At 54.3% G+C, this 24,062-nt stretch carries 19 protein-coding genes; 4 read left to right on the top strand and 15 right to left on the bottom strand.

What is annotated here, in order from left to right; genetic code table 11:
• The first annotated feature begins 17 nt into the window (after positions 1-17).
• Positions 18-1,277, top strand: a complete 1,260-nt coding sequence (locus ACFWUB_RS08695; protein ID WP_020310358.1) for a M20 metallopeptidase family protein — start codon at positions 18-20, stop codon at positions 1,275-1,277.
• A 137-nt stretch (positions 1,278-1,414) separates the two neighbouring features.
• On the opposite strand, the gene ACFWUB_RS08690 is transcribed toward ACFWUB_RS08695, so the two are convergent.
• On the bottom strand, positions 1,415-2,617 hold the full coding sequence (locus tag ACFWUB_RS08690; RefSeq protein WP_292107841.1) for a multidrug effflux MFS transporter: 1,203 nt from the start codon (positions 2,615-2,617) through the stop codon (positions 1,415-1,417).
• A 1-nt stretch (position 2,618) separates the two neighbouring features.
• Positions 2,619-3,281, bottom strand: a complete 663-nt coding sequence (locus ACFWUB_RS08685) for an HAD family hydrolase (RefSeq protein ID WP_292107843.1) — start codon at positions 3,279-3,281, stop codon at positions 2,619-2,621.
• 234 nt (positions 3,282-3,515) lie between these two features.
• On the opposite strand from ACFWUB_RS08685, the gene ACFWUB_RS08680 reads away from it, so the two are divergent.
• Entirely contained in the window at positions 3,516-4,694 is a 1,179-nt protein-coding gene (locus ACFWUB_RS08680; RefSeq protein ID WP_416183825.1) for a cation diffusion facilitator family transporter, read from the top strand.
• Positions 4,695-4,742: 48 nt separating this feature from the next.
• Here the strand turns inward: ACFWUB_RS08680 and ACFWUB_RS08675 are convergent, their stop codons facing one another.
• Positions 4,743-8,222: a DNA polymerase III subunit alpha gene (locus ACFWUB_RS08675; protein ID WP_416183824.1), complete on the bottom strand. Its 3,480-nt coding sequence runs from the start codon at positions 8,220-8,222 to the stop codon at positions 4,743-4,745.
• A 213-nt stretch (positions 8,223-8,435) separates the two neighbouring features.
• Here ACFWUB_RS08675 and ACFWUB_RS08670 point away from each other — a divergent pair, with 213 nt between their 5' ends.
• On the top strand, positions 8,436-9,638 hold the full coding sequence (locus ACFWUB_RS08670; RefSeq protein ID WP_416183823.1) for an IS256 family transposase: 1,203 nt from the start codon (positions 8,436-8,438) through the stop codon (positions 9,636-9,638).
• A gap of 127 nt (positions 9,639-9,765) precedes the next feature.
• Here the strand turns inward: ACFWUB_RS08670 and ACFWUB_RS08665 are convergent, their stop codons facing one another.
• Positions 9,766-10,089: a hypothetical protein gene (locus ACFWUB_RS08665; protein WP_020311448.1), complete on the bottom strand. Its 324-nt coding sequence runs from the start codon at positions 10,087-10,089 to the stop codon at positions 9,766-9,768.
• A gap of 593 nt (positions 10,090-10,682) precedes the next feature.
• Positions 10,683-11,147, bottom strand: a complete 465-nt coding sequence (locus tag ACFWUB_RS08660) for a hypothetical protein (protein ID WP_239639699.1) — start codon at positions 11,145-11,147, stop codon at positions 10,683-10,685.
• 166 nt (positions 11,148-11,313) lie between these two features.
• On the opposite strand from ACFWUB_RS08660, the gene ACFWUB_RS08655 reads away from it, so the two are divergent.
• On the top strand, positions 11,314-11,724 hold the full coding sequence (locus tag ACFWUB_RS08655; protein WP_416183822.1) for an amino acid-binding protein: 411 nt from the start codon (positions 11,314-11,316) through the stop codon (positions 11,722-11,724).
• Positions 11,725-11,901: 177 nt separating this feature from the next.
• Here ACFWUB_RS08655 and ACFWUB_RS08650 read toward each other — a convergent pair whose 3' ends face one another.
• The 10 genes from ACFWUB_RS08650 to thrB all read right to left on the bottom strand — a co-directional run bounded on the left by ACFWUB_RS08650 (position 11,902) and on the right by thrB (position 24,059).
• On the bottom strand, positions 11,902-12,936 hold the full coding sequence (locus tag ACFWUB_RS08650) for a 3-deoxy-7-phosphoheptulonate synthase (protein ID WP_416183821.1): 1,035 nt from the start codon (positions 12,934-12,936) through the stop codon (positions 11,902-11,904).
• A gap of 74 nt (positions 12,937-13,010) precedes the next feature.
• Positions 13,011-14,285, bottom strand: coding sequence for a sensor histidine kinase (locus tag ACFWUB_RS08645; protein ID WP_292281348.1), 1,275 nt, complete (start codon positions 14,283-14,285; stop codon positions 13,011-13,013).
• Positions 14,286-14,288: 3 nt separating this feature from the next.
• Positions 14,289-14,978, bottom strand: a complete 690-nt coding sequence (locus ACFWUB_RS08640) for a response regulator transcription factor (protein WP_416183820.1) — start codon at positions 14,976-14,978, stop codon at positions 14,289-14,291.
• 12 nt (positions 14,979-14,990) lie between these two features.
• On the bottom strand, positions 14,991-15,605 hold the full coding sequence (locus ACFWUB_RS08635; protein WP_020311456.1) for a GTP pyrophosphokinase: 615 nt from the start codon (positions 15,603-15,605) through the stop codon (positions 14,991-14,993).
• A 279-nt stretch (positions 15,606-15,884) separates the two neighbouring features.
• On the bottom strand, positions 15,885-16,520 hold the full coding sequence (locus tag ACFWUB_RS08630) for a redox-sensing transcriptional repressor Rex (RefSeq protein WP_014015920.1): 636 nt from the start codon (positions 16,518-16,520) through the stop codon (positions 15,885-15,887).
• Positions 16,521-16,636: 116 nt separating this feature from the next.
• On the bottom strand, positions 16,637-17,887 hold the full coding sequence (locus ACFWUB_RS08625) for an O-antigen ligase family protein (protein WP_416183819.1): 1,251 nt from the start codon (positions 17,885-17,887) through the stop codon (positions 16,637-16,639).
• Between the two features lie 132 nt (positions 17,888-18,019).
• On the bottom strand, positions 18,020-19,327 hold the full coding sequence (locus ACFWUB_RS08620) for a bifunctional folylpolyglutamate synthase/dihydrofolate synthase (RefSeq protein WP_302680901.1): 1,308 nt from the start codon (positions 19,325-19,327) through the stop codon (positions 18,020-18,022).
• 9 nt (positions 19,328-19,336) lie between these two features.
• Positions 19,337-22,000, bottom strand: a complete 2,664-nt coding sequence (locus tag ACFWUB_RS08615; RefSeq protein WP_416183818.1) for a valine--tRNA ligase — start codon at positions 21,998-22,000, stop codon at positions 19,337-19,339.
• A gap of 317 nt (positions 22,001-22,317) precedes the next feature.
• Positions 22,318-23,145 carry an NAD(+) diphosphatase gene (nudC, locus tag ACFWUB_RS08610; RefSeq protein ID WP_416183817.1) on the bottom strand — a complete coding sequence of 276 codons (828 nt, stop codon included), beginning with the start codon at positions 23,143-23,145 and terminating at the stop codon, positions 22,318-22,320.
• A complete protein-coding gene (gene thrB / locus ACFWUB_RS08605; protein ID WP_292260100.1) occupies positions 23,142-24,059 on the bottom strand; it encodes a homoserine kinase in 918 nt (305 codons plus the stop codon). The genes nudC and thrB overlap by 4 nt, the downstream gene beginning before the upstream one ends.
• Positions 24,060-24,062 lie beyond the last annotated feature (3 nt).

The raw sequence follows: 24,062 nt of genomic DNA, 5'->3' as shown, positions 1-24,062 counted from the left end.
CAGAGGGGGAAGCAAAGATGATCGATATTCTCGAAGAAGTACGCAAAGAACAAGGTGAACTCGTCGCCTTGCGCCGCCATTTCCACGAACATCCGGAACTGTCCAAAAAGGAAGACCAGACCCTGGCCTATATTGCCAAAAAGCTGGAGGAATATGGCATTTCTTACCGCCTGGTCGACAAGGGCGGCCTCATCGCCTGGATTGACGGCAAAGGCCCTGGCAAGACGCTGCTCTTACGGGCTGACGTCGATGCCCTGCCCATCGAAGAAGGCGAACGGAATTTATCGTGCCCGCGCGTCTGCCGCTCTCAGAATCACGGCGTCATGCACGCCTGCGGTCACGACGGCCATATGGCCATGCAGCTCATGGCTGCAAAATGCCTCCAGCGCTGGAAAGACCAGTGGGACGGAACCGTCGTCTTGATGTTTGAACGGGGCGAAGAAGAATCGGGCCCTCTGGAATATCTCCTGCGCTATTTGGAAACAGAAAGCCCCTGGCATATCGACGCCTGCTATGCGACCCACGTCCGCTGGGACATCCCGGCAGGCAAAGTCTCTGTCTGCCACGACGCGCCCATGGCCGGCGGCTTCGGCTTTGAAATCCGCATCGACGGCCACGGCGGCCACGGCTCCCGGCCGGACCTGGCTGAAAGCCCTATCGACTGTTTCCACGACTTCTACGGCAACATGCAGGCCCTGCGGATGCGGGCCGTCCCGCCGAAAGAATGTCTGACCTTCTCCATCGGCAGCCTGCACAGTGGCGACGTCCTCAACGTCATCCCCAACAGCCTGACCTTTGCCGGTACGTGCCGCTTCTTCAGCTACGACCATGCAGGCAGGCGCTTCTACGAAGAATTCAAGCGCATCCTGGCCAATGCCTGCCAGACCTATGACTGCCGTTACGACATCCTGCACATGCCGGAGCCGCTCTTTGAAGTCCAGAACAACCCGGTCTGCGTGGCCATCGCCGAAAAAGCCGTCGAAAAGTACATAGGCGCCGACGCCCTGACGGACTGTACACCCTGGATGGCTTCGGAAACTTTTGCCATCACGTCCCGCCTCTATCCCGGCGTCCTGACCTTTACGGGCATCGAAAACAAAGAAAAAGGATGCGGTGCCAATCACCACACGCCGGAATTCGACCTCGACGAAGACGGCCTGACCTACGGCGCTGCCACCTGCCTGGGCTTTGCCCTGGATTACCTGGCAGAAAAACCGGATATCCCCTTCCAGCGGCCAGACGAACCACTCGAAAAACTCGTCGCACGGAATATATGAAAAAAAGGAGCTGTCGTAATACGACAGCCCCTTTTTCTGTAGGGGCGTCCACGTGGGACGCCCGCTCACACAAATCAAGTTTACAAGTATCTTGCATATCCCCGGCGGGCTCGCCACGTGCGAGCCCCTACAAAGGATCAATGTTCTTTTCTATGTCGCGGATAGATCAAGGCATAGAAGGCCAGGAGGGCGCCGATTTCGCCGATGACCATGACGATGCCCATGGGGATGGCCGTATGGTCTCCGGCGATGCCGACGACTGGGGCCATGACGGCGCCGCTGATCATGGAGAAGAAGCCGATGAGGGCCGACGCACTGCCGGCGCTGCGTCCCTGGTCCTGCATGGCCATGGAGAAACTGCTGGTACTCATCATGGACAGCGTCGATACGGTCAAGAAGAGAATGACCATGATGACCGGCAGCGGCATGCCGGTACTGAAGGCTGCCAGCAGGGCCACGCTGCCGACAGCGGCCAGACACAGGGAAAACCGAAGGAGTTTCCAGTCAGCAATGCGGCCTGTCAACCGGCCCGTAACGGCACCGTTGATCATGAGGCCGACACCATTGATGCCAAAGATGAGGCTGAAAGCCTGAGCTGATACGCCGTAGACGTTCTGGAAAACAAAGGATGATCCGGAAATATAGGCAAAAAAGGCGGCAAAGGAAAAGCACTGCATGATACAATGCCCCATAAAATAAGGCTGACGGAACAGGGCCGTAAAGCTCTTCATACTGGCTGCCATGCCGCCGGATACGCGGCGCCGCTGCGGCAGTGTTTCACGCATCAAACCGGCCGATACGGTCAGGATCAGCCCGACAATGGCAATAAAGAGGAAGACGCCTTCCCACGGGGCAAAGCGCAGGATCTGGCCGCCGATGACGGGAGCCAGAATCGGTGCAATCCCATTGACCAGCATGAGCATGGCAAAGAGCCGCGTCAAGGCGCTGCCCTTGCAGATGTCGCGGGCAATGGCCCGGGACAGGACGATACCGGCACCACCGGCACAGCCCTGGATGAGCCGGAAGATGAGGAAGACCTGAATGGACGGCGACCAAATACAGCCCACCGTCGACAAGGTAAAGATCGCCATGCCGACCATCAAGGGCAGGCGGCGCCCCTTATCATCACTGATAGGGCCGACGGCGATCTGCCCCAGCGCCATGCCGGTCATAGAGGCCGTCAAAGTCAGCTGGATGACAGACGGCGTCACGCCAAAGGCCGTCATCATCGACGGCAGGGCTGGCAGATACATATCCGTCGACAGCGGTGCAATAGCTGCCAGCATCCCTAAAAATACGGTCATGAGCAAAAGCCAGCGGCTTCGCTTTGTCTGTGTCATATTATGAATCCCCTTTCGCCAGCAGTCCTGGAACTTCTTCCAGGCTGTAGCAACATGTCCAGGCCAGGTCTTGTACGTCTTTGGGAATAGTAATTAAATCGGGGATCCAGATAGACGGGATTCCCGCAGCATGGGCGGCCAGGATGCCACTCTCTGAATCTTCCAATACTAATGCCTGGTCCGGTGAAACACGGGCTTTGTCGCAGGCCATGAGGAACACATCCGGATCCGGCTTGCCATGGGCCGCTTCTTCCCCGCTCTGGACGACGGAAAAGAAGGGAGCTACACCCGTTTTATCTAATAAATATTCAATCAGTGTCCGCGGTGATGACGAAGCGACGGCGCAGGCAATCCCTTTTTCCCGGGCGTAGTGCAGGACGTGGAGCAGGCCCGGCTTGATGGGAATAGCATGGCTGCGGTAATATTCCAGCTGCAAGGCCACCTTTTCCCGACAAATATCGTCATAGGGATAATCCGGACCGAAGGCGTCATCACAAATAGCACGGATGCGCAGATTGTCCCGTCCCAGCATGCGGTCGAACACCGAGCGGTCCAGGTCAAAACCATACCGGGCTGATACGTCCCGCCAACAGCGATAAGAAATGGGTTCCGTATCAAACATGGTCCCATCCATATCAAAAATAAGTGCTTTTCGTATATCCATACACCCTCCCCATCATATACTTTATGAGCTTATTATTCTTCAATCACTATTCTATTATATAAAAAAATAAAGTAATTGCAATTCTTCCCGGCAAAATACTCAATAACTATTCCCATTTTCGATAATATTATGATTTTTTGCATTTCTTTTATTCTCAATTTCTTTCTCGTTATTACTTGTATCTCGCCCTATCTCTGCTATAATGAAGGGAATCAGAAAGCTGGGTGATTTCATATGATCGAATTCATTATCCGCCGCTTCATCAAGAACTATGAGGATACCGATGACAAACACGTCCGTGAACAATACAGTATCCTCGGCGGCATCTTAGGCATTATTTGTAACCTCTTCCTCTTTGTCAGCAAATTCCTCGTCGGCATGATGAGCAACAGCATCGGTATCTTGTCCGATGCCTTCAACAACCTGACCGACATGGGTTCGTCATTCATTTCCATCATCAGTGCCAAATTGAGCAACCGACCGCCAGACAAGGAACATCCCTTCGGCCACGGCCGCTTTGAATACCTGGCATCGCTGACCATTTCCATCATCATCCTCGTCGTCGGCTACAAGCTCTGCGAAACGTCGATTGGCAAATTCTTTGAACCAGAAGACATGGAATTCTCCTATTGGAGCATCGGCGTCCTCGTCATCTCCATCGCCGTCAAGGTCTGGATGTGCATCTATAACCGCTATATCGGCAAGAAAATCAATTCCGGCGTCAACGATGCGACGGCTGCCGACAGCATTACCGATGCCATCGCCACGACGGGCGTCCTGGTCGCTACCATTGCCCAGCAGTTCACGACGCTGCCCATCGACGCCGCTGCCGGCACGGCCATCGGCCTGATGATCATGTACGCCGGCTACGGCATTGCCAAAGACGTCATTAACATTCTCCTGGGCAAGGCGCCGGACCCGGAACTCATCCGGGGCATCGTAGCGACTGCTTTGAATTGTCCCCACGTCGTCGGCGTCCACGACATCCGCATCCACGACTACGGCCCGGGCCGCATGTTCGGCTCGATTCACGCCGAAGTCCCGGACAAGGCTGACCTCGTCGAAGTCCACGCCGCCTTAGACGTCCTGGAAGACGAATTGCAGGACAAGTACCATATGGAAGTCAATATCCACATGGACCCGCTCTGCACAGACATCCACAAAATCAACGACGTCCGCCACGTCCTGGATAAGATCGTCCACGAAAAATATCTCCGTTATCATACGGACCACCTGCGCATCACCTCAGGCCATGCCCGGCTCAATGTCATCTGTGACATCCACATCCCGCCGGCAGAATATAACGTCGAAAACATCGCCCGCATCCGCCGCGACATCAACGACTGCATGCGAAAATACAACGATAAATACCGCGTCGTCCTGGCCAAAATCATGGCTGATCCGGGGAAATGACGAAAAGGCTTGTCGCACATGCGACAAGCCCTTTTAAGTTTTTACGCCTCACTGCACGACGAGGGACCGCGGTTCCAGCATGGCCTGCAGTTTTTGCCGCAGGTCTTCTGTCGTTTCTACCCAATATTTTTCATTAGTCAAGATGGTCTTGCGGCTGCCCATGAGGTGGAAGTAAACCTTGACCGGTCCCGGATGTTGTTCCAGGACCTGGCCGATACGGCCGGCCAAATCGGTCCGTTCCAAGTGGGCCGGGATTTTGATGAATAATTTGGCGCCCATACCGGGATGCCAATAGTCGCCAGCCTGGCGGGCTGCTGCCGGCGATACGGCAGCGGGCTGCACGGGTTCTCCCTTTTCCTGGTCCAGCGGTTTCACTTCTTCGGCCAGGATCTGGATGCTGTCGTCGTTGATGTCGGCCCGGCCGCGGATGGCGACGGCCATATCGACGGCGACGGCCTGCTGATAGCGGGCATAGGTCTTAGGGAAGACGACGACCGATACGGCATGGGTGAAGTCTTCGACGGTGATGATGGCCATTTGTTCATTGCGCTTGGTCATGACCTGCTTCTTGGCCGTAATCAGGCCGCCGATGCGCATCATCTTGCCATCGTACTGCCGCCCGTCTTCCCCATAGAGGACCGACAAGGGCGTCAATTTCTTCATAATGTCCTTATATTTATTGAGGGGATGGCCACTGAAATAAAAACCATCGTATTCCTTTTCCATGGCCAGGCGCATTTCGATGGGATATTCCTCGATATCCGGATATTCCAGTTCCGTCATGACATCTTCGGCATCGTCGAAGAGCCCCATCTGACCCGACGCGTAGTCCTTCTGACTGAGGGACCCCATGGCGATGGCCTGGTCGATGACGGCCATGAGTTGGGACCGCTTCTTGCCAAAAGAATCCATAGCCCCGCATTTGATGAGGCTTTCCAGGGCCCGCTTGTTGACGATATGGTAATCGACGCGGCTGCAGAAATCGCCGAGCGATGTGAATGGTCCGCCCTCTTCGCGGGCCTTGACGATGGCTTCGATGGCGTTGGCGCCAACGCTCTTGACGCCGGACAGGCCAAAGCGGATGGCCCCGTCCTGGACGGAGAACATGGATATGCTGGCATTGACGTCAGGCGACAGGACCTGGACGCCGTGACGGCGGCACTCTGCGACGTAGTAACTGATTTTACTGACATCGTTGATCATGCTGGTCATAGTCGCTGCCATGAATTCCGGCCGATAATGGGCCTTGAGGTACGCCGTCTGCCAGGCTACGTAGGCATAAGCTGCCGAATGGGACTTGTTGAAACCATAGCCGGCGAAATAGACCATGAGGTCGAATACCTTGTTGGCAATGTCGTCGGGAATGGCGTTCTTTCGCGTCCCTTCCAGGAAATTAGCCCGCTGGGCGACCAGGATGGATTCCTTTTTCTTGCCCATGGCGCGGCGCAGCAAATCAGCTTGTCCCAAGGAAAAGCCGCCCATGACCGAGGCGATCTGCATGACCTGTTCCTGGTAGAGGATGACGCCATATGTATCCTTGAGGATCGGTTCCAGCAGCGGGTGCAGGTAGGTGACCTTCTTTTCCCCGTGACTGCCTTTGATGAAGTCATCGACCATGCCGCTGCCCAAAGGCCCCGGACGATACAAGGCGACGAGGGGGATCATGTCTTCGAAATGCTTCGGTGCCAGTTCCTTGACCAGGTTGGTAATGCCCGATGATTCCATCTGGAAGACGCCGGCCGTGTCGCCTTCGGTCAGGAGCTGGCACGTTGCCGGGTCATCCAGGGGGATGGCATTGATATCCAGGTCGATGCCGTGGTCTTTTTTAATCATCTTGACGGCATCACCGATAACGGTCAGCGTCCGCAGCCCCAGGAAGTCCATCTTGAGCAGGCCCAGTTCTTCGACGAGGTCCTTTTCATACTGTGTCGTCAAGTCGCCTTCCTTGGAATGTTGGACCGGCACGTAGTCATCGACAGGCGCCGCCGAGATGACGACGCCCGCTGCGTGAGTCGACGAATGGCGGACCAGGCCTTCCAGGGATTTGCCGAAATCGACGAGGCGGTGGACCGTCGCATTCTGTTCATATTCCTCGCGGAATTCCTTGCTCATCTTCAGGGCCTTGTCGAGGGTCATGCCCAATTCGTTAGGCACCATCTTGACGATGCGGTTCACTTCACTCAAGGGGATGTCGAGGACGCGGCCGACATCACGCAGGACGGCTTTGGCCGCCAAGGTCCCGAAAGTGATGATCTGCGAGACGTGGTCGACACCGTATTTCCGGGTAACGTAATCGATGACGCGGCCCCGGTTTTCATAACAGAAGTCCATGTCGATATCCGGCATAGTGACGCGTTCCGGGTTGAGGAATCGTTCAAAGAGGAGGTCGTACTTGAGCGGGTCCAGTCCGGTAATGCCCAGCAAATACGCGACGACCGAGCCCGCTGCCGAGCCGCGGCCCGGCCCGACGGGGATTTCATGGTCCCTGGCGTATTTGACATAGTCCCAGACGATGAGGAAGTACGACGGGAATCCCATAGTGTCGATGACACCCAATTCATAGTCCAGCCGTTTGCGGACTTCCGCTGTAATGGGGTCGTATTTTTCCGGCAGGGCCTGCTCGCAGAGCTTGCGCAAATACGACGAATCCGTTTCCCCTTCCGGTACCGGGAACTGCGGCAGATGGCGTTCATCAAAGGAGATTTCGACGTTGCATTTATCGGCGATTTCCAGCGTCGTATCCAGGGCTTCGGGCATATCGGCAAAGAGGTCCGCCATTTCGTCGCCGCTCTTCATATAAAACTCATTATTATAGAAACGGAAATGCGACGGGTCATCGAGGGTACTGCCCGTAGAAATACAGAGCTTGACTTCCTGTGCCGCTGCGTCACTGGGGTCGATGTAATGGTAATCATTGGTCGCCACCAGCTTCAGACCGTACTCCTGGGACCAGCGCTTGAATACCGTGCGGACGACTTTTTCCTCGGGAATCCCGTGATTCTGGACTTCCAAGTAAAAGTCATCCTTGCCGAAAATAGAGACCAGGCGATCCAGCGTCCGCTTGGCCCCTTCTTCATTATGATTGAGGATATCCTGCTGGATGTGGCCTTCGATGCAGGCACTCATGGCGATAAGGCCTTCATGATACTGTTCGAGCAGATCATAGTCGACACGGGGCTTGTGATAATTATTTTCCCCATCGACGAAGCCTTTGGACACGATTTTGATGAGATTATGATAGCCCTTATTGTCCTTGGCCAGCAAAATCAGATGGCAAAGCCGTTCCTTGGTCTTCTTTTCAAAACGGCTGCCCCGGGTCATATATACTTCACACCCCAGAATCGGCTTGATGCCTTGGGCTACGGCTTCTTTATACAGATAAATGACACCGTACATATTGCCATGATCCGTAATCGCCACAGCCGGCATGTTCAACTCCTTAGCGCGCTTCACCATGTCGGGAATCTTGCACAAGCCGTCGAACAAGCTGTATTGAGTATGGACATGCAAATGAACAAAAGGCCGCATCCAAAAAATCCTCCTTCAAAAAAAATCGCTAATGAGATAAAGTTATCCGTAATAGGATATTATACCACATTAGCGATAAGATTGTTAAGGGGGACATAAGACGCGATAAGGTAAAATATATTTCGCAAATTCAATTTCATAAAAAATAGACATAGTCTATTGCCGCTAGTACAATTAAGTTACCACACAAAATTCGTAAGGAGGCAATAGACCATGTCTGGTAATATTATACAACTTAATGAGGATCTTATAAAGAATAATTTAAAGGATCTTGTACGCAACAGTGTAGAGGAAACACTGAACGCCCTGCTCGACCACGAGGCGGATGAACTCGTCCGCGCTGGCAAGTATGAGCGAACGGGAGACCGTAAGGGCTACCGTTCCGGTCATTACGAGCGGAATTTTGGCACGACTTCCGGCGAAGTCAGATTACGCGTGCCGAAGCTCAAGGGCATCCAGTTTGAGACGGCCATCATCGAGCGCTATAAACGCCGTGAATGCTCTGTCGAGGAAGCCCTTATTGAGATGTACCTGGCCGGCGTATCCGTGCGCCGTGTCGAAGATATTACCGAATTGCTTTGGGGCACAAAGGTCTCCTCTGGCACCATCAGCCATCTCAACCAGAAGGCATACAAGCACATCGAGGAATGGCGTCAGCGTCCTTTAACGGGGGAATATCCGTATGTTTACGTCGACGGCATTTACCTCAAGCGCTGCTGGGGTGGCGAGATTCAAAATGTCTCCGTTTTAGTCGCTATTGGCGTCAATAAAGACGGGTTCCGTGAGATTCTCGGAGCAGCAGAAGGCATGAAAGAAGACAGGGAAAGCTGGTTGAACTTCTTCACCTGGCTCAAAGGCCGTGGCCTTGCAGGCGTGCGTCTCATTATCGGCGATAAATGCCTTGGCATGCTGGAAAGCATCCCTGTAGTCTTTCCTGAAGCCAAATACCAACGCTGCACGGTCCATTTTTACCGGAACGTCTTCACAGTGACGCCAAAGACTAAGATGAAGCAGGTTGCCTTAATGCTCAAGGCAATCCACGCGCAGGAGAGCAAGGAAGCTGCACAGGAAAAGGCGGTCTCCATTGCCGCCAAGCTCCGTGAAATGAAGCTTTTATCCGCAGCCAAGAAAGTCGAGGACAGCGTGGGCGAAACCTTGACCTATATGGATTTTCCAACAGAACACTGGAGCCGGATCCGCACGAATAACCTAACAGAACGGGTGAATCGCGAGATACGCCGCCGTACACGGGCCATTGGTGCCTTTCCTGACGGCAACAGTGCTTTGATGCTCGTCTGTGCCAGACTTCGTCATGTTGCCGCCTCGGAATGGGGCTCAAAACGCTATATGGACATGGAGCATCTATTCAAGATGGAAATTGAGCAGCCAAATGACGAGGAAAATCCATATATCTGATTACGATATTTACTGGCGGATGAAATGAATTTGCGAAAGAATCTTGACACTACCTTTACTTTAACCTGATTCTGCAAGAAGTCTCCCGCCTCTATAGGCGGGAGTACGTTCACTTCTAAATTCTGTCTTATTCTAAGCCATATTTTTTGAAAAGTGTTTCACGGAACTCTTTACTGGAAGCTGCTTTTTTCGCTTCATCATACCGTTTTTCCTCCAATAACAGACCCATCAATTTTTCCCATCGGTTATCTGACGATTTCCGTTCTTCTGCACGACCTTTTTCAATTCCTTCTGCACGTCCCTTAGCTTCCCCTTCTTCAAAGGCATCGCGATGGTCCGAGTTATAGTCTAGGATGGCGAGTTCGCGGTTGATGTAAGCCAGGCGTTCGGCGTCATCCTGAAGAAAGGTCCGGGCGGCATCTACGGCTTTATGGATGGCTTCATCGCTCATGATCAGTTCCCTCCTTCTAATCCACATGCATGAACAAGACAAGCCCTATCATGCTGACGGGTCGCCCACGGACGACCCCTACGATGGTATGAGCTGGTTAGCGAAATACGCCAGCCAGCGCTCCATTTTCGTCATGTCACGGATTCGCTTCTTCGGCGATTTCGTATATTTCGGAATCTCCAGGAAATGAAGGCCTCAGGCCGCGGCGTAGAGCCGTTCGTCGTAGGTCGTTCGTCGAATTTAGGGTCTGACGGCCCGCAGTTCGCAGGCCGCGGTTCACTTCGGATTCAAATGCCGCTGCGCGACGATAAATTCAAATTAACGACATTGCCTCAAGGAACCCTCAGCTCGTGAAAAAATAGTGGTTCGTGGCTCGTGGCTCGTAAAAACCTACCATCATACAAGAATAGGTATGCCAAATTTCACAACGGGCTGCCCAGCCACAGCTGTCCGTTTTGGCAGCCGTCTTGCGCCTCCCGACGGTCAGCACCTGACGGACCAAAAAGGCTTGGGACAGCCCCTACGCACAAGGCCGTTGGCCGTGTATTTTTTTGCGGTCTGCCGTCTGCGAACTGCGGCCTGCGAAATTCCCATCACTCCCAGTCATCATATTGGCTATCGTCGTACTGGTTATCGTCATACTGGCTGTCGTCGTACTGGTTATCGTCATACTGGCTGTCGTCATCGGGGTTATCCCAATTCCCGTCGTAATCGCGTTCGACCCGTTCTTGTTCTTTGTTCCGTTCGTGGAGTTCGTGCAGGATAAGGCCTGTGCCGACGGCTGACAGGAAGGCCGCATCGTCGGCATCGAGTCGATGTTTCGTCTTTACGGGTTCCTGGGCCGACTGGATTTTTTCTTTTTCAGCTACCGCTGTCTTTTCCCGTTCTTTTTGTTCGGCCTGTTTCTGGCCGCTCCGCCGCAGACCACAGATGATGACAAAGGTCGTCAGGGTCGCCGCGATGACGGCTTTCAAGGGGTCCGTGACGCCGAGCCACATATAGAGTTTGGCAGTGCCTGTGAGCAGTAAAAATAAGAAGATGACCAATCGAGCTGGCATAGCCCTCACCTCGTATCGTAAAAAACATAGTTCCTATGCTTTTATTATATCATGACTTGCCCATTCTGAAACGTTTAACAAATCCCATCCCCATTACAAGCCTGTCTTTTTATGGTAAAATGGGGACAACGTCACAATATTTTATCATCAAGGGGGATTTCGATTTATGCTCAATCAAGTTTCTGTATTCACTGAAAACACGAAGGGCGCCTTGCGCAAGATGACGTCGGTCCTGGCCGATGCCAATATCAACATCTACACGATGCTGGCCAATGACAGCGCCGAATTCGGCATCATCCGCCTCATCGTCACCGACCCGGAACTGGCTGTTGCCAAATTACAGGAAGCCGGCTACCAATGTCATGCAGACAAAGTCGTCGCCGTCGAAATGGGCGATATGCCGGGCTGCCTGGACAAAATCCTCGACAGCCTCCGCCAGGCCAATATTTCCATTGACTACTTGTATATTTCCTATAACCGCCAGGCCGGCACACCGGTCGCCATCTTCAAGACCCGCGAAATGGAAACGGAAACGTTCCTGCGCGGTAAAGGATATATATTGTTGGATACTTTTTAAAAAAAATCGCTGTCGCACGTACGACAGCGATTTTTTTTAGTGGCTAGTGGTTAGGGGTTGGTTTTTAATTTAAGGCCCTCTTCTACAAACTACAAACTCCGTACTACAAACTATAGAGAAGCTCCTACAGTGCGGCTATAAGACCGTAAAAACGAACCACTAGCCACGAGCCACTAATTACAGCAATTCTGCCATATCGTAGATGAGGCGTTCGGATTTTTCCCAGCCCAGGCAGGGGTCGGTGATGGATTTGCCATAGGTGCCTTCGCTGATTTTCTGATTGCCGTCTTCGATGTAGCTTTCGATCATCAAGCCCTTGACCAGCTGTTTGATGTCGGCCGAGTGCTTGCGGCTGTGGATGACGTCTTTGGCGATGCGTATCTGTTCGAGGTATTTCTTGCCCGAATTGGCATGGTTGGCGTCGACGATGACGGCCGGATAGGACAGTTCCCGCTTGCCATAGGCTTCGTACAGGCGCTGGAGGTTTTCATAATGGTAGTTAGGCATGCTGTTGCCGAAGCTGTCGACATAGCCGCGCAGGATGGCGTGGGCCAGCGGATTCCCTTTGGTGCGGACTTCCCAGCCGCGGAAGAGGAAATCCTGCGTATGCTGGGCCGCTTCGATGGAGTTGAGCATGACCGAAATGTCACCGGACGTCGGGTTCTTCATGCCCACAGGGATGCCGACGCCACTGGCAATCATGCGGTGGAACTGGTCTTCGACGGACCGGGCGCCGACGGCGGCATAGGACAAGAGGTCCGACAAGTAACGGAAGATTTCCGGATAGAGGACTTCTTCAGCGCAGGTAAAGCCCGTTTCGCGGACGACGCGGGCATTCATTTCACGGATGGCGATGATGCCGCCCAGCATGTCTTCCTTGCCTTCCGGGTCCGGCTGATGAAGCATGCCCTTATAGCCGACGCCGATGGTACGGGGTTTGCTGGTGTAGACGCGCGGGATGATAAAGATTTTATCTTTGACCTGTTCCTGGACCTTGGCCAGGCGATGGATATAGTCGAGGACAGCCGGTTCATTGTCGGCCGAACAGGGACCGATGATGAGCAGGAAGCGGTCGTCTTGGCCGGTCAGGATGTTTTTGATTTCTTCATCCCGTTTCGCCTTGATGGCCTTGACCTTGTCGTCGATGGGAAATTGTTCCATCAGTTCCTGTGGTTCCGGTAATTTTCGGATATATTCCATTTGCATTTCCATAATATCTTCCCCCTGAGTAAAAGTGATGTTGGTCACATTATAGCACAGGTTGCGGCCTTTCCCTATAGGGAAAATCAGCCCAGCCGGACAGTAAACGTTATACGTTGGGCCTTATAGGATACATTAATCTTACCGCCCATGAGTTTCGTCAATTCTTCGGCCATGGACAAGCCGATGCCATAGCCGGCCTTCTGGCTGTTATGGGACGTATCGCCGCGGTAGAAGCGTTCAAAGAAGCGGGAATAATCCACATTAGCCCCGTCGGCATAGGTGTTGGTCACGGCGACAATCGCCCCCTTCCCCAGACGGGGACGGCGCAGGGAGACGTCGATGGTCCCCTTGTCATCGCAATACTTGACAGCGTTGTCGACGAGGATGTTGACCAGTTCATAGAGGCACTTACTGTCGCCTTTGACGTGGATGCCGTCGGCAATATCCGTATGCAAGGTCTTTTCGGCGTCAATGGCCAGCTGCTGGAAGGAGTCGGCTACGGCATGGACCGTTTCCGACAAGTTCACATCGGTAATGACCAGGTCGACCTGAGAGCGTTCGCCCATCTTGGACAACATGATGAGGTTCTGGATGAGGTTGGACAGGCGGCGGACCTGCTTGAGGATGCTGTCCGTCCACTGGCTCTGGCCATTGAGCATCTCGATGGCTTCGGCATTGGCGGAGATGATGGCAATCGGCGTCTTGAGTTCGTGCCCGGCATTGGTGATGAAGCGCTTCTGGTTCTCCATGTTGCGGACGAAAGGCCGGATAGCGACGTTGCACATGGCCGCCAGGATGATGACGTATAAGATGACACAGCCCAGGCCAAACCAGAGAGAATAGCGCATGAACGAAGTGACAGCAGCGACGTCGCGCGTGCAGTCCAGGATGACGATGAGGAAGCTGCCGTCGTCGTTGGGCTGAATCATATAGGCATAACTGGCCCGGTTCTTTTTGAAAAAGCCCTGTTTCGTTCCGTTTTCCCGCGCCTCAGCGACAGTCGTCCGGGCGTATTCGATGGCTTCTTTTTCAGAAAACGAAGCGATGTGCTGGATGTCGATTTTTTCTGCATAGCCGCTGGCATTGACGAGGACGCTGAAAAAGCGTATCTGGTAGGCAAATTCCGGCGTTTCTTCCGTCCATGACGGGTCGCTGAAGAAACTGCCATCGTCGCCGCCGATTTTCTGGGGCACAGCGCCGTTGTTATGGATGATATAGGTCAGGACCGACATGACCTGCTGATTCATCCGCATATAGGCGATGGTATTGATGAGGCCCAGGGCGCCGCCGAGGACGACGAGGACGCCGATTGTCGCCATGATGATGAATTTACGGCGCAGGCGCTTGATCATATTCATGGTCTAACCCTCCGCAGACGCTTCTTTCACGGTCAAGGCATAGTCCTGCCCTCTTTGGCCGACGATTTCAATGTCGGCCTGGACGGCTTCGAGCTTTTCCCGTAAATACGAGACGTAAAGGAAGACGATGCCTTCATCGACGTCTTCTTCTTCATCGCCCCAGACGTTATCGAAGATCTGGGCCGTCGACAGGGTTTTGCCGGCGTTGGCCATGAAGAATTTCATGAGCTTCGTTTCCTTATTGGCCAGGCGGATAGAATTGCGGCAGGCCAGTTCCTGTTCTTCCACGTCGAGTTCGACATTGCCGACAGTGAGTTTCGACGGCGCATAGGACGTCGACCGCCGCGTCAGGGAGCGCAGGCGGGCCAGGAGTTCGCCCATGGCGAAGGGCTTGGTCAAGTAGTCGTCGGCACCGGCGTCGAGGCCGGTAATGCAGTCGTCGATTTCGGCTTTGGCCGTCAGCATGATGACCGGCGTCATATTCCCTTTGTCGCGGATTTCCTTCAAGGCCTGGACGCCGTCCTTCTTCGGCATCATGATGTCGAAGATCATACAGTCATAGGACTGGGACAGGGCTTTTTCGACGGCAGCCTGGCCGTCATAGACGGCATCGACATCGTATCCCGAATGGGTCAGGATGGCAGACAGAGCTGCGGACATTTCTTTTTCATCTTCAGCTAATAGAAGGCGCATAGCGTTTCCCCCTTATTCTTGTGCATGGATCAAATTGCGGATAGTCTGCATGGACACGTCGCACGAAGCCAGTTCATCGGCACAGCGCTTGAGTTCCCGGACGATGAGTTCCGGGTTCTTGATGTCGTGCTTGTATTTCATCTGATGTTCCAGGCTGGCCCAGGAATCCATGGCAATCGTGCGCAGCTGGACTTCGGCATAGAAATGACCCGGATTGGCGCCGGTCACATCTTCATAAGGCTCTTCCAGTTCCAAAATGACGTGGTAACTGCGGTAGCCGTTCGGTTTGACGTGGCGGATATAATCTTTCTCTTCGACGACGCGGACGCCATCGAGGCTTTTCAGGAAGTCGATAGCCCGATAGATGTCGTCGAGGAAACAACAGACGATACGGATGCCGATGGCATCGCGGATATCGTGGAGAGCCGAATAGGCCGTCTGAGGCAGGCCCTTGCGGTCACATTTTTCCCGCATACTCCCTTCGGACTTGATGCGGTAAATCAGGTGTTCATAAGCCGCTTCCCCGGTCTTGGCCTTTATATCGTCACTATAGGCGCGGATACGGCCGATAATATCTTCCAGAGCAGCCTGCAAAGCCGGTCCATAGGAACCATAGATAGAATCCATAGTAGTATCACCTCATTCTACAAATTATCGGGAATGTACGAATATTATAGCACACAAAAGGCGCTGTCGCATGAAGACAGCGCCTTTTTGCTGTAGGGGCTCGCACGTGGCGAGCCCGCTCTGGGATATGTACGATTTTCCGACCCGTTTGTTAGAAAAATCATCCCAATTCCTAACGGGTCGCCCACGTGGCGACCCCTACACCCCAAAAACTATCTGTACTACAAACTATAAAGATAATGTAAGGGCGCCCGCCATGCCAATAGCGGACGGCCATCATCAATCCTTCTTATTCGTCAAATAGTACGAAATGCGGCTCAAGCCGATGGACAGGTCTTCGCGGAAGACGAAGATGCCGTCCGGTACGGTCAGGCGCAGCGGTGCAAAGGACAAGATGCCCCGGATGCCGGCGGCGACCATCTGGTCGGCGACCTGCTGAGCTACAGCTGCCGGTGTCGTGATGATACCGATCTGGATGCCTTCGCGCTGAATGACTTCGCCCATTTCAGAAATCGGCGTGACTTCGACGCCGCCGACGTTCTGACCGATGATGCGGTGATCGACGTCGAACAAGCCTGTCGTGCGGAAGCCCAAGCGTCCGAAAGTCTTGTAGTTCGCCAAGGCCCAGCCGAGATGGCCGATGCCGGCGATACCGATTTTCCAATGCTGCTGCAGGCCGATGATTTCCACGATCTGCTGGCATAATTCACTGACGTAATAGCCTACGCCCTTTTTTCCAAAAGCGCCAAAGCAGGTCAGGTCTTTGCGGATTTGTTCCGGCGTAATCCCCAACCGTTCCCCTAACTTTTCGGATGAGATGATATCGATTCCCGCGTCTTGCAATAATAGCAAGTCCCTGTAGTACAGCGGCAATCGTTCGATGACAGCATCCGATATTGCCTTTTTCTGTCTCATGGATAATACCCTCCAACTATGTCCCAAGCTATTCCCTATAGCTATAAGTCATCTTATCTAGTGATAATAGTCACAGACTTATTATATATCATTGTGAATTATTTCGCAAACTATTTTTATCGTTTTTTTTCACATTCTTCGCCATACATGTTAGCAAAAAGGGCACTCATCAGCCAAAAAGTAAGTGAAATCTGGGTACTAAATAAATCGTAGTCGCTCATGCCGCTGATTCCCAGGGACAAGACGGCAGCGGCCAGGGTCATGGCCAGGGATCGGCTGAAGGTGTGGGCCGCATGGCTGCGTACATAGCGGATGGCATACCAGGCATTGCCGAAAAAGAACCATAAGCCGAAGCCCAGGCCGGCCATGCCCGTTTCTGCCAGGATGTTGAGGTACATATTATGGGCGTGGAAGATGACGATACCTGCTTCCTGGATCAATTCATTATAGACGGGATAGACGTGTTTGAAGGCGCCCCAGCCAATGCCCAGGACGGGATGGTCGACAAACATGGCAATGGCTGCCTCCCACATGTCCATGCGCATGGAAACGGACGTGTCCGCTTCGCTGTGGCTGAAAATGGACATCAGGCGGTCGGCGACGCCGCCGTGGTAGAAAGCCAGGATCAGCGGGCCTGCCAGAAAGAGGAGCCACACCCGTTTATCCCAAAAGAGGCCGAAAAAGAAGATCAAAGCGCAGACGCTGAGCCATGCGCCACGGGAATAGGTCAGGACCAGGCACAAGGCCAGGATGGCAAAAAAGGCCAGGTACATGACATGATGCCAGCGGTGGCGGGTACAGATCATCATCGACGCCGCCGCACTCATGATAATCAGCAGGAAGGCCGACAATAAGTTAGGGTTGTACAGCGTCGAGTACATGCGGCGCCGCAGCATGGGAAAGGCTGAATTATCGACCCATTCGGCTTCGTGGAGGGTCAGCATATGGGCATACTGGTACAGGCCGTACAGGGCGACGATGAAAGCACTGAGGAGGAGCGTCGAAAAGAGCAGGCGCCGCTCCCAGGAATGACGGACGAACAAGAGGATGCCATAGTAGAGCACGAGGTACTGCAAAACCGTGAAGGCATAGAAAGCCGTTCCCAAGAGGAAGTGTGGCGAGCCCACGAGAGACAGGAAGGCGGCCAGGGCAAAACCGGCTGCCGGCAGGGACAGCGGCGACTGGCGCAGGGGCAGTTTGGGATATTTTTTACAATAATAAAACCCCAGTCCCAGGGCAATGATGAAAAAGCCTTCCATGATGAACAAGTTCAAAGGCATAAAAAAAACAGTCCCTGCCATGGCATAGACGACGCGCAGCCGTGCCCGCTCGGCTGGCGTACTGCCGGTCCGTATCATCCACTTCATATCTTTCGCTCCTTACATTCCGTGTAAAATATATGTATCATTTTACCATAACAAGGCGCAAAGGCGCAATGAAAAGGGCTTGTCGCACGGCGACAAGCCCTTTTTGAGTTTGAGGTTTGCAATTGTCAAATATCACAATTCCATACGATATCTATCCCGGAAGTATTTCCGGACTTCTCCCTGGATGTACAGGGAGCCGACGATGCAGAGGACCTGGTCCGGTTGGACTGCGGCCAGGGCTTTATCCAGGCCTTCAGCGATGGTGCCGGCCCAGTCGGCTTTACACGGCAGCATGGCCGCCATGGCTTTCGGGTCAGCCGAGCGAGGCGTCGGTGCCGGCGCGCAGATGACGTAATCGTCGTCGTGGAAGAGTTCCCGTACCATCTGGCTGTAATCTTTATCGGCCAGGACGGAGAACAGGAAGACCCGCTTCCGCGAGGCAAAGACATCTTCATAGGTCTTGCAGAAGGTATCGATACCGGCCGGATTATGGGCCCCGTCGAGGACGACGTCGATATCTCCGGCCTTGAAGACCTGGAAGCGGCCTGGCCACTGGACGTGACGGATGCCGTTTTCCAGGACCGTCCGGGTCAGTTTCTTTTCATGGCGGGCCAGGATGAGCAGGGTCATGATGGCAGCGGCGCAATTCGTCCGCTGGTGTTTGCCCAGCAGGGGCAGGACCGTCGTAATGGCAAAGCCGTATTTTTCCCGGACCGTCACCATCTGACCGGCTTCCGGGTCTTCCGGTCCGGCGTTGCCGACGACGTCGAAGCTGTGGTCCAGAGCATAGAGGCGGCTGTGCTTTTCATAGGCCTTGCGGGCGATGACCTGCAAAGCCGGCCCATCGGCCGTCGTGACGACAGGTACGCCTTCCTTGATGATGCCCGCTTTCTGTTCGGCAATGGCTTCGATCGTATTACCACAGTATTTCATGTGGTCCATGGCGACGTTAGTGATGACCGAGACGACGGGGACGATGACGTTCGTCGAATCGAGGAGGCCGCCCAAGCCCACTTCGATGACGGCGTAATCGACGCCGATATAGTCGAAGTACCAGAAAGCAGCAGCCGTAATCATTTCAAATTCCGTCGGCCCTTCCCCGCCGGCAGCGACCATGGCCGTCACGGCGTCTTTGACGACGGATACGGCTTTGGCAAAGTCGTCGCGGGAAATGTCATGGTTGTCGATATGGATCCGTTCCGTATAGTCTTCCAGATGAGGCGACGTGTAGCGGCCCGTCCGGAAGCCCGCTTCAGTCAGGACCGAGGCGATCATAGCCGTCACCGAGCCCTTGCCGTTGGTCCCGGTGACGTGGATGGTCTTATAGTTGTTCTGGGGATTGCCCAGCCGTTCCAGTAAGGCCTGGATACGGCCGAGCCCCAGCTGGATGCCAAAGACATTGGCTGATTCCAGATAGTCGATTGCTTGTTCGTAGGTCATAGCTGCCTCTTAGAGTTTAGCCAGGTCTTCCATGCGCTTGGTCAAAGCAGCCATCTTTTCCTGGTAGTCGGCGAGCTTGCCCTTTTCTTTTTCGACGACCGCTGCCGGTGCTTTCGAGAGGAAGCCCTGGTTGGACAGCTTCTTGTCGAGGCGGGCGATTTCCTTCTGGAGTTTTTCCTGTTCCTTCTGGACGCGGGCCGTTTCTTTTTCGACGTCGATGAGGTCTTTGAGCTGTAAGTAGACTTCAATGCCCGGGACAACGGCGACGACGGCATTTTCCGGTTTGGCATCGCCCGCACCGAGGAGGGTTACTTTATCGGCAAAGGCCAGGGTATGGAAGTAATCTTCGTAAGTCTTCAAGGTCTGAGCCATGTCTTCCGTAGCCGGAGCCAGGATGACCGGCGCCTTCTTGCCCATGGGGACGTTCGATTCGGCGCGGAGGTTACGGATACCCTTGATGGCTTCCATCATGGTATTCATCGTAGCGGCATCGGCCGGGAAGTTCCATTTATCCTGCGTCTTCGGCCAGGGAGCGACGATGATGCTTTCGCCTTCGTGAGGCAGGTGCTGCCAGAGGTGTTCCGTAACGAAGGGCATGAAGGGATGGAGCATTTCCAGGGTGTGCGTCAGGACATAGACCAGGACGTACTGAACCGTGTGCTTGTCCCGTTCGCTTTCGGCCCGGTAAAGGCGTTTCTTGGCCAGTTCGATGTACCAGTCGCAGTAGGAGTTCCAGATGAAGTTGTAAACGGCATCGGCAGCGTCGCCGAGTTCAAATTTATCCAGGTCTTCCGTGACTTTGGCGACGGTTTCATTGAAGGATGTGAGGATCCAGCGGTCGGCCAGGGTCAGGTCTTTATCTTCAGGGATGAAGGTTTCGTCGAAATCACCGAGGTTCATGATGACGAATTTAGAAGCGTTCCAGATCTTATTGGCAAAGTTACGGTTCGCTTCGACGCGTTCCATGTAGAAGCGCATGTCGTTGCCCGGCGTATTGCCCGTGACCAGGGTGAAACGCAGGGCATCGGCGCCGTACTGTTCGCAGACACCGAGGGGATCGATGCCGTTGCCCAGGGATTTACTCATCTTGCGGCCCTGGCTATCGCGGACCAGGCCGTGGATGAAGACGTTCTTGAAGGGGATTTCCTTCATGAATTCGCAGGTCATGAACATCATGCGGGCGACCCAGAAGAAAATGATGTCATAGCCCGTGACCAGGACGCTGGTCGGGAAGAACTGCTGGATATCCGGCGTCTTATCAGGCCAGCCCATAGTCGAGAACGGCCAGAGAGCCGAGCTGAACCATGTATCGAGGACGTCCGGGTCGCGATGGATGTGTTTGCTGTGGCAGTGCTGACATTCTGTGATGTCTTCCCGGCTGACGGAAGACTTGCCGCAGTCATCGCAGTACCAGACAGGGATCTGATGGCCCCACCAGAGCTGACGGCTGATGCACCAGTCGTGGACGTCTTCCAGCCAGTGATTATAGGTCTTGACGAAACGGTCGGGGATGAACTTCGTCTTGCCGTCTTCGACGGCCTTGAGGGCGGCTTCAGTCAAGGGTTTCATCTTGACGAACCACTGCTTGGTGACGAACGGTTCGACTGTCGTCTTGCAGCGCGAGCAATGGCCGACGGCATGGGTCAGTTCTTCGATGTGGTCCAGGAGGCCCAATTCTTTCAAGTCGGCGACGACGGCTTTCCGGCAGTCTTCCCGGGTCATGCCGTTGTATTTGGCACCGGCTTTTTCATTCATCGTGCCGTCGAGGTTCATGATCATGATGGATTCCAGGTTGTGGCGCTGGCCCATTTCAAAGTCGTTCGGGTCGTGAGCCGGCGTAATCTTGACGGCGCCCGTACCGAAGCCGATATCGACGTAATCGTCGGCGATGACTTCGACTTCGCGGTCGATGAGAGGAACGACGACTTTCTTGCCGATGTATTTCTTCATGCGGTCGTCAGCCGGGTTGACGGCGACAGCCGTATCGCCCATGATCGTTTCCGGACGGGTCGTAGCGATCATGATGTAGTCATCTTCGCCGACGACAGGGTATTTGATGTACCAGAGATGGCCCTGGACGTCGGAATGGTCGACTTCGATATCCGACAGGGCCGTATGGCAGTGCGGGCACCAGTTGGTGATGCGCTGGCCCTGGTAGATGAGGCCTTTTTCATAGAGCGTGACGAAGACTTCGCGGACGGCGCGGGCGCAGGTATCGTCCATGGTGAAGCGCTTGCGGCTCCAGTCGCAGGAAGATCCGAGGCGGCGGACCTGTTTTTCGATGCGGCTGCCGTACTGTTCCTTCCAGGCCCAGACGCGTTTCAGGAATTCTTCACGGCCGATGTCGTAGCGGGACTTGCCTTCTTCTTTGGCCAGCTGCTGTTCGACTTTGACCTGGGTTGCAATGCCAGCGTGGTCCGTGCCGGGGATCCAGGCGACGTTATAGCCTTCCATGCGTTTGAAGCGGACGAGGATATCCTGCAGGGTATTGTCCAGGGCGTGCCCCATGTGGAGCTGACCCGTGACGTTCGGCGGCGGCATGACGATGCTGAACGGTTCTTTGCTCGGATCCGGGTCCTGATGGAAGTAGCCATTCTTTTCCCAAAAATCATACCAGGACATTTCAATGTCGTTCGGTGCATAAGCGCCTAACTGTTCCTTATTCCATTTCATCTATATTCCCTCCAAAACAAAAAAGAGCATTCCCTCGCCTAAGGGTATTCCTTAGGACGAAAGAATGCTGTATCTTCCGCGGTACCACCTAATTTGCCGCTTGCGCGACCGCTTCATGGCACAGGTAACGTCTGCTGCACGGGCAGGCCTTTCCTCCTGCCAGCTCCCGGGTGACGCGCCCTACCCTCTTTGGATGCCCTCGCACCGGACTCGGCATCTCGCTGACAAAAAGAAATAAGGCTTCTTCCGCTCATCGCTTTTATGTGATAAATATTGTAGCAAGTTTACTTGGGCCTGTCAAGGTACTCCGCATAAAATCAATAGACGCCCTGCTGGAAGAGGGTCATCATTTCCATGGTCAGGCTGGCCTTTTCCGTATCTTCCGGAATGTCCTTGCGGTCGATCCAGCCGGCCGTGGCCAATTCGCCGTGGTCGACTTTCAGCGTATCGTCGCCGTCGAGGTCGCAGAAGAAGCCAAAGAGCAGCGTATCCGTGAAGCACCAGGGCTGGCTCTTATAGAACTGCAGATTCTTGACACGGATGCCCACTTCTTCCATGACTTCCCGGTGGACCGTTTCTTCGATGGTCTCACCGACTTCGGCAAAACCGGCCAGCAAGGCGATATTCTTGTATTCCCGTCCGGCATACTTCGAGACCAGCAGTTTGTCGCCATGGCGGACGGCGACGATGACGGCCGGACAGATGCGCGGATAAATCATGGTGTGGCAGTGGTCGCAGTGTACCATGCGTTCGTTCTCGCTGTGTACCATGGGGCGGCCGCAATGGCCACAATAGATGTGGTTGCTGTACCAGTTGTGCAGGGACAGGCCGGCGATGCCGGCAAAGGCCAGGTAACGCGGCCGGGCAGCGCGCATGAAATTGATGGACACATAGGTAAAGCCGTCCCGTTCCGGCAGGGCTTCCTTCGCCAGGTAGAACTGGGCCCGGTCTTCGGCAAAGAGCCAGCGGAACTGGTCTTCTCCGATGTCGGCATAGTCGGCATGGCGGGGATAGACGAATTCTTTATCGCCCGTCAGCCGGACCAGGACCTTGCGGCCCTGATAAGACAGCAGAATACCATCCCGCGCCAGAGGCACAGGGTGGTATTCGACATGGTACGTGTGATCGCCAATGTCTTGTATCATTCGACGAGTTTCGCTCCTTCATTGCTGCATTTCAGGATATGGCCCGTAGCGGCGATGCCGTGGTCGTTGAAGCAGTTGATCATGGCGTCCATGATCTGCACTTCCTGATCCGTCGCAAAGGCGATGAGCGTCGAACCGGAACCGCTGATGGTAGCGCCCAGGGCACCGGCTTCGACGGCCTTCTTGAGGACCAGTTCGCCGCTGGGGATGAGGCGCAGGCGGTAGGGCACGTGCAGTTTATCCTGCAGGCCATAGGCGATGCGGTCGTACTGCTTGGTGAACAGCGAAGAAACGAGGAAGCTGACGCGGCTGACGTTAAAGACGGCGCTCTGGTAGTCAATGGTCTTGGGTAGGGCCTTGCGGGCTTCTTCCGTCGAAACTTCGACTTCCGGGCTGACCGTAATGAAAGACAGGTCATCGTCGATGGGGATGGAATTGGTCAGGGTCTTGCCATCGACCATGATAGAAACGGACAGGCCGCCGTAAATGGCAGGAGCCACGTTGTCAGGATGGCCTTCCAGGACGGTCGCCATGGTCAGCATATCTTCGCGGGTCATCTTATTGCCCGTCAAGGCATTGCCGATGAGGATGCCGCCGACGAGGGCTGCCGAACTGCTTCCCAGGCCGCGGGCCGGCGGAATAGCATTGACCAGCCGCAGTGTGCCGCCCTTGGGCAGGGACTGGCGGTTCTTGATGGCCACGGCCTTCATGGCCTGTCCGACCATATTCTCATCGAAATTACGGGGCAGGGAATTGGCTCCCAAACCTTCGATTTCGACAGTGATCGTGTCTTTATCCGGTTCTTCCGTAAAATAAATGTCATTGTACAAAGTCAGCGCAATCCCGACGGCATCAAAGCCGGAGCCGACGTTAGCCGACGTGGCCGGAATCTGTGCGTGCAGCGTTTTTGTCATTTC

This window comes from Megasphaera sp. (genome assembly GCF_047831605.1).
In the GTDB taxonomy this organism is placed as follows: Bacteria; Bacillota; Negativicutes; order Veillonellales; family Megasphaeraceae; genus Megasphaera; species Megasphaera intestinihominis.
Note: the sequence above shows the minus strand (reverse complement) of the source record. Positions and strands in the feature narration are given on the sequence as shown.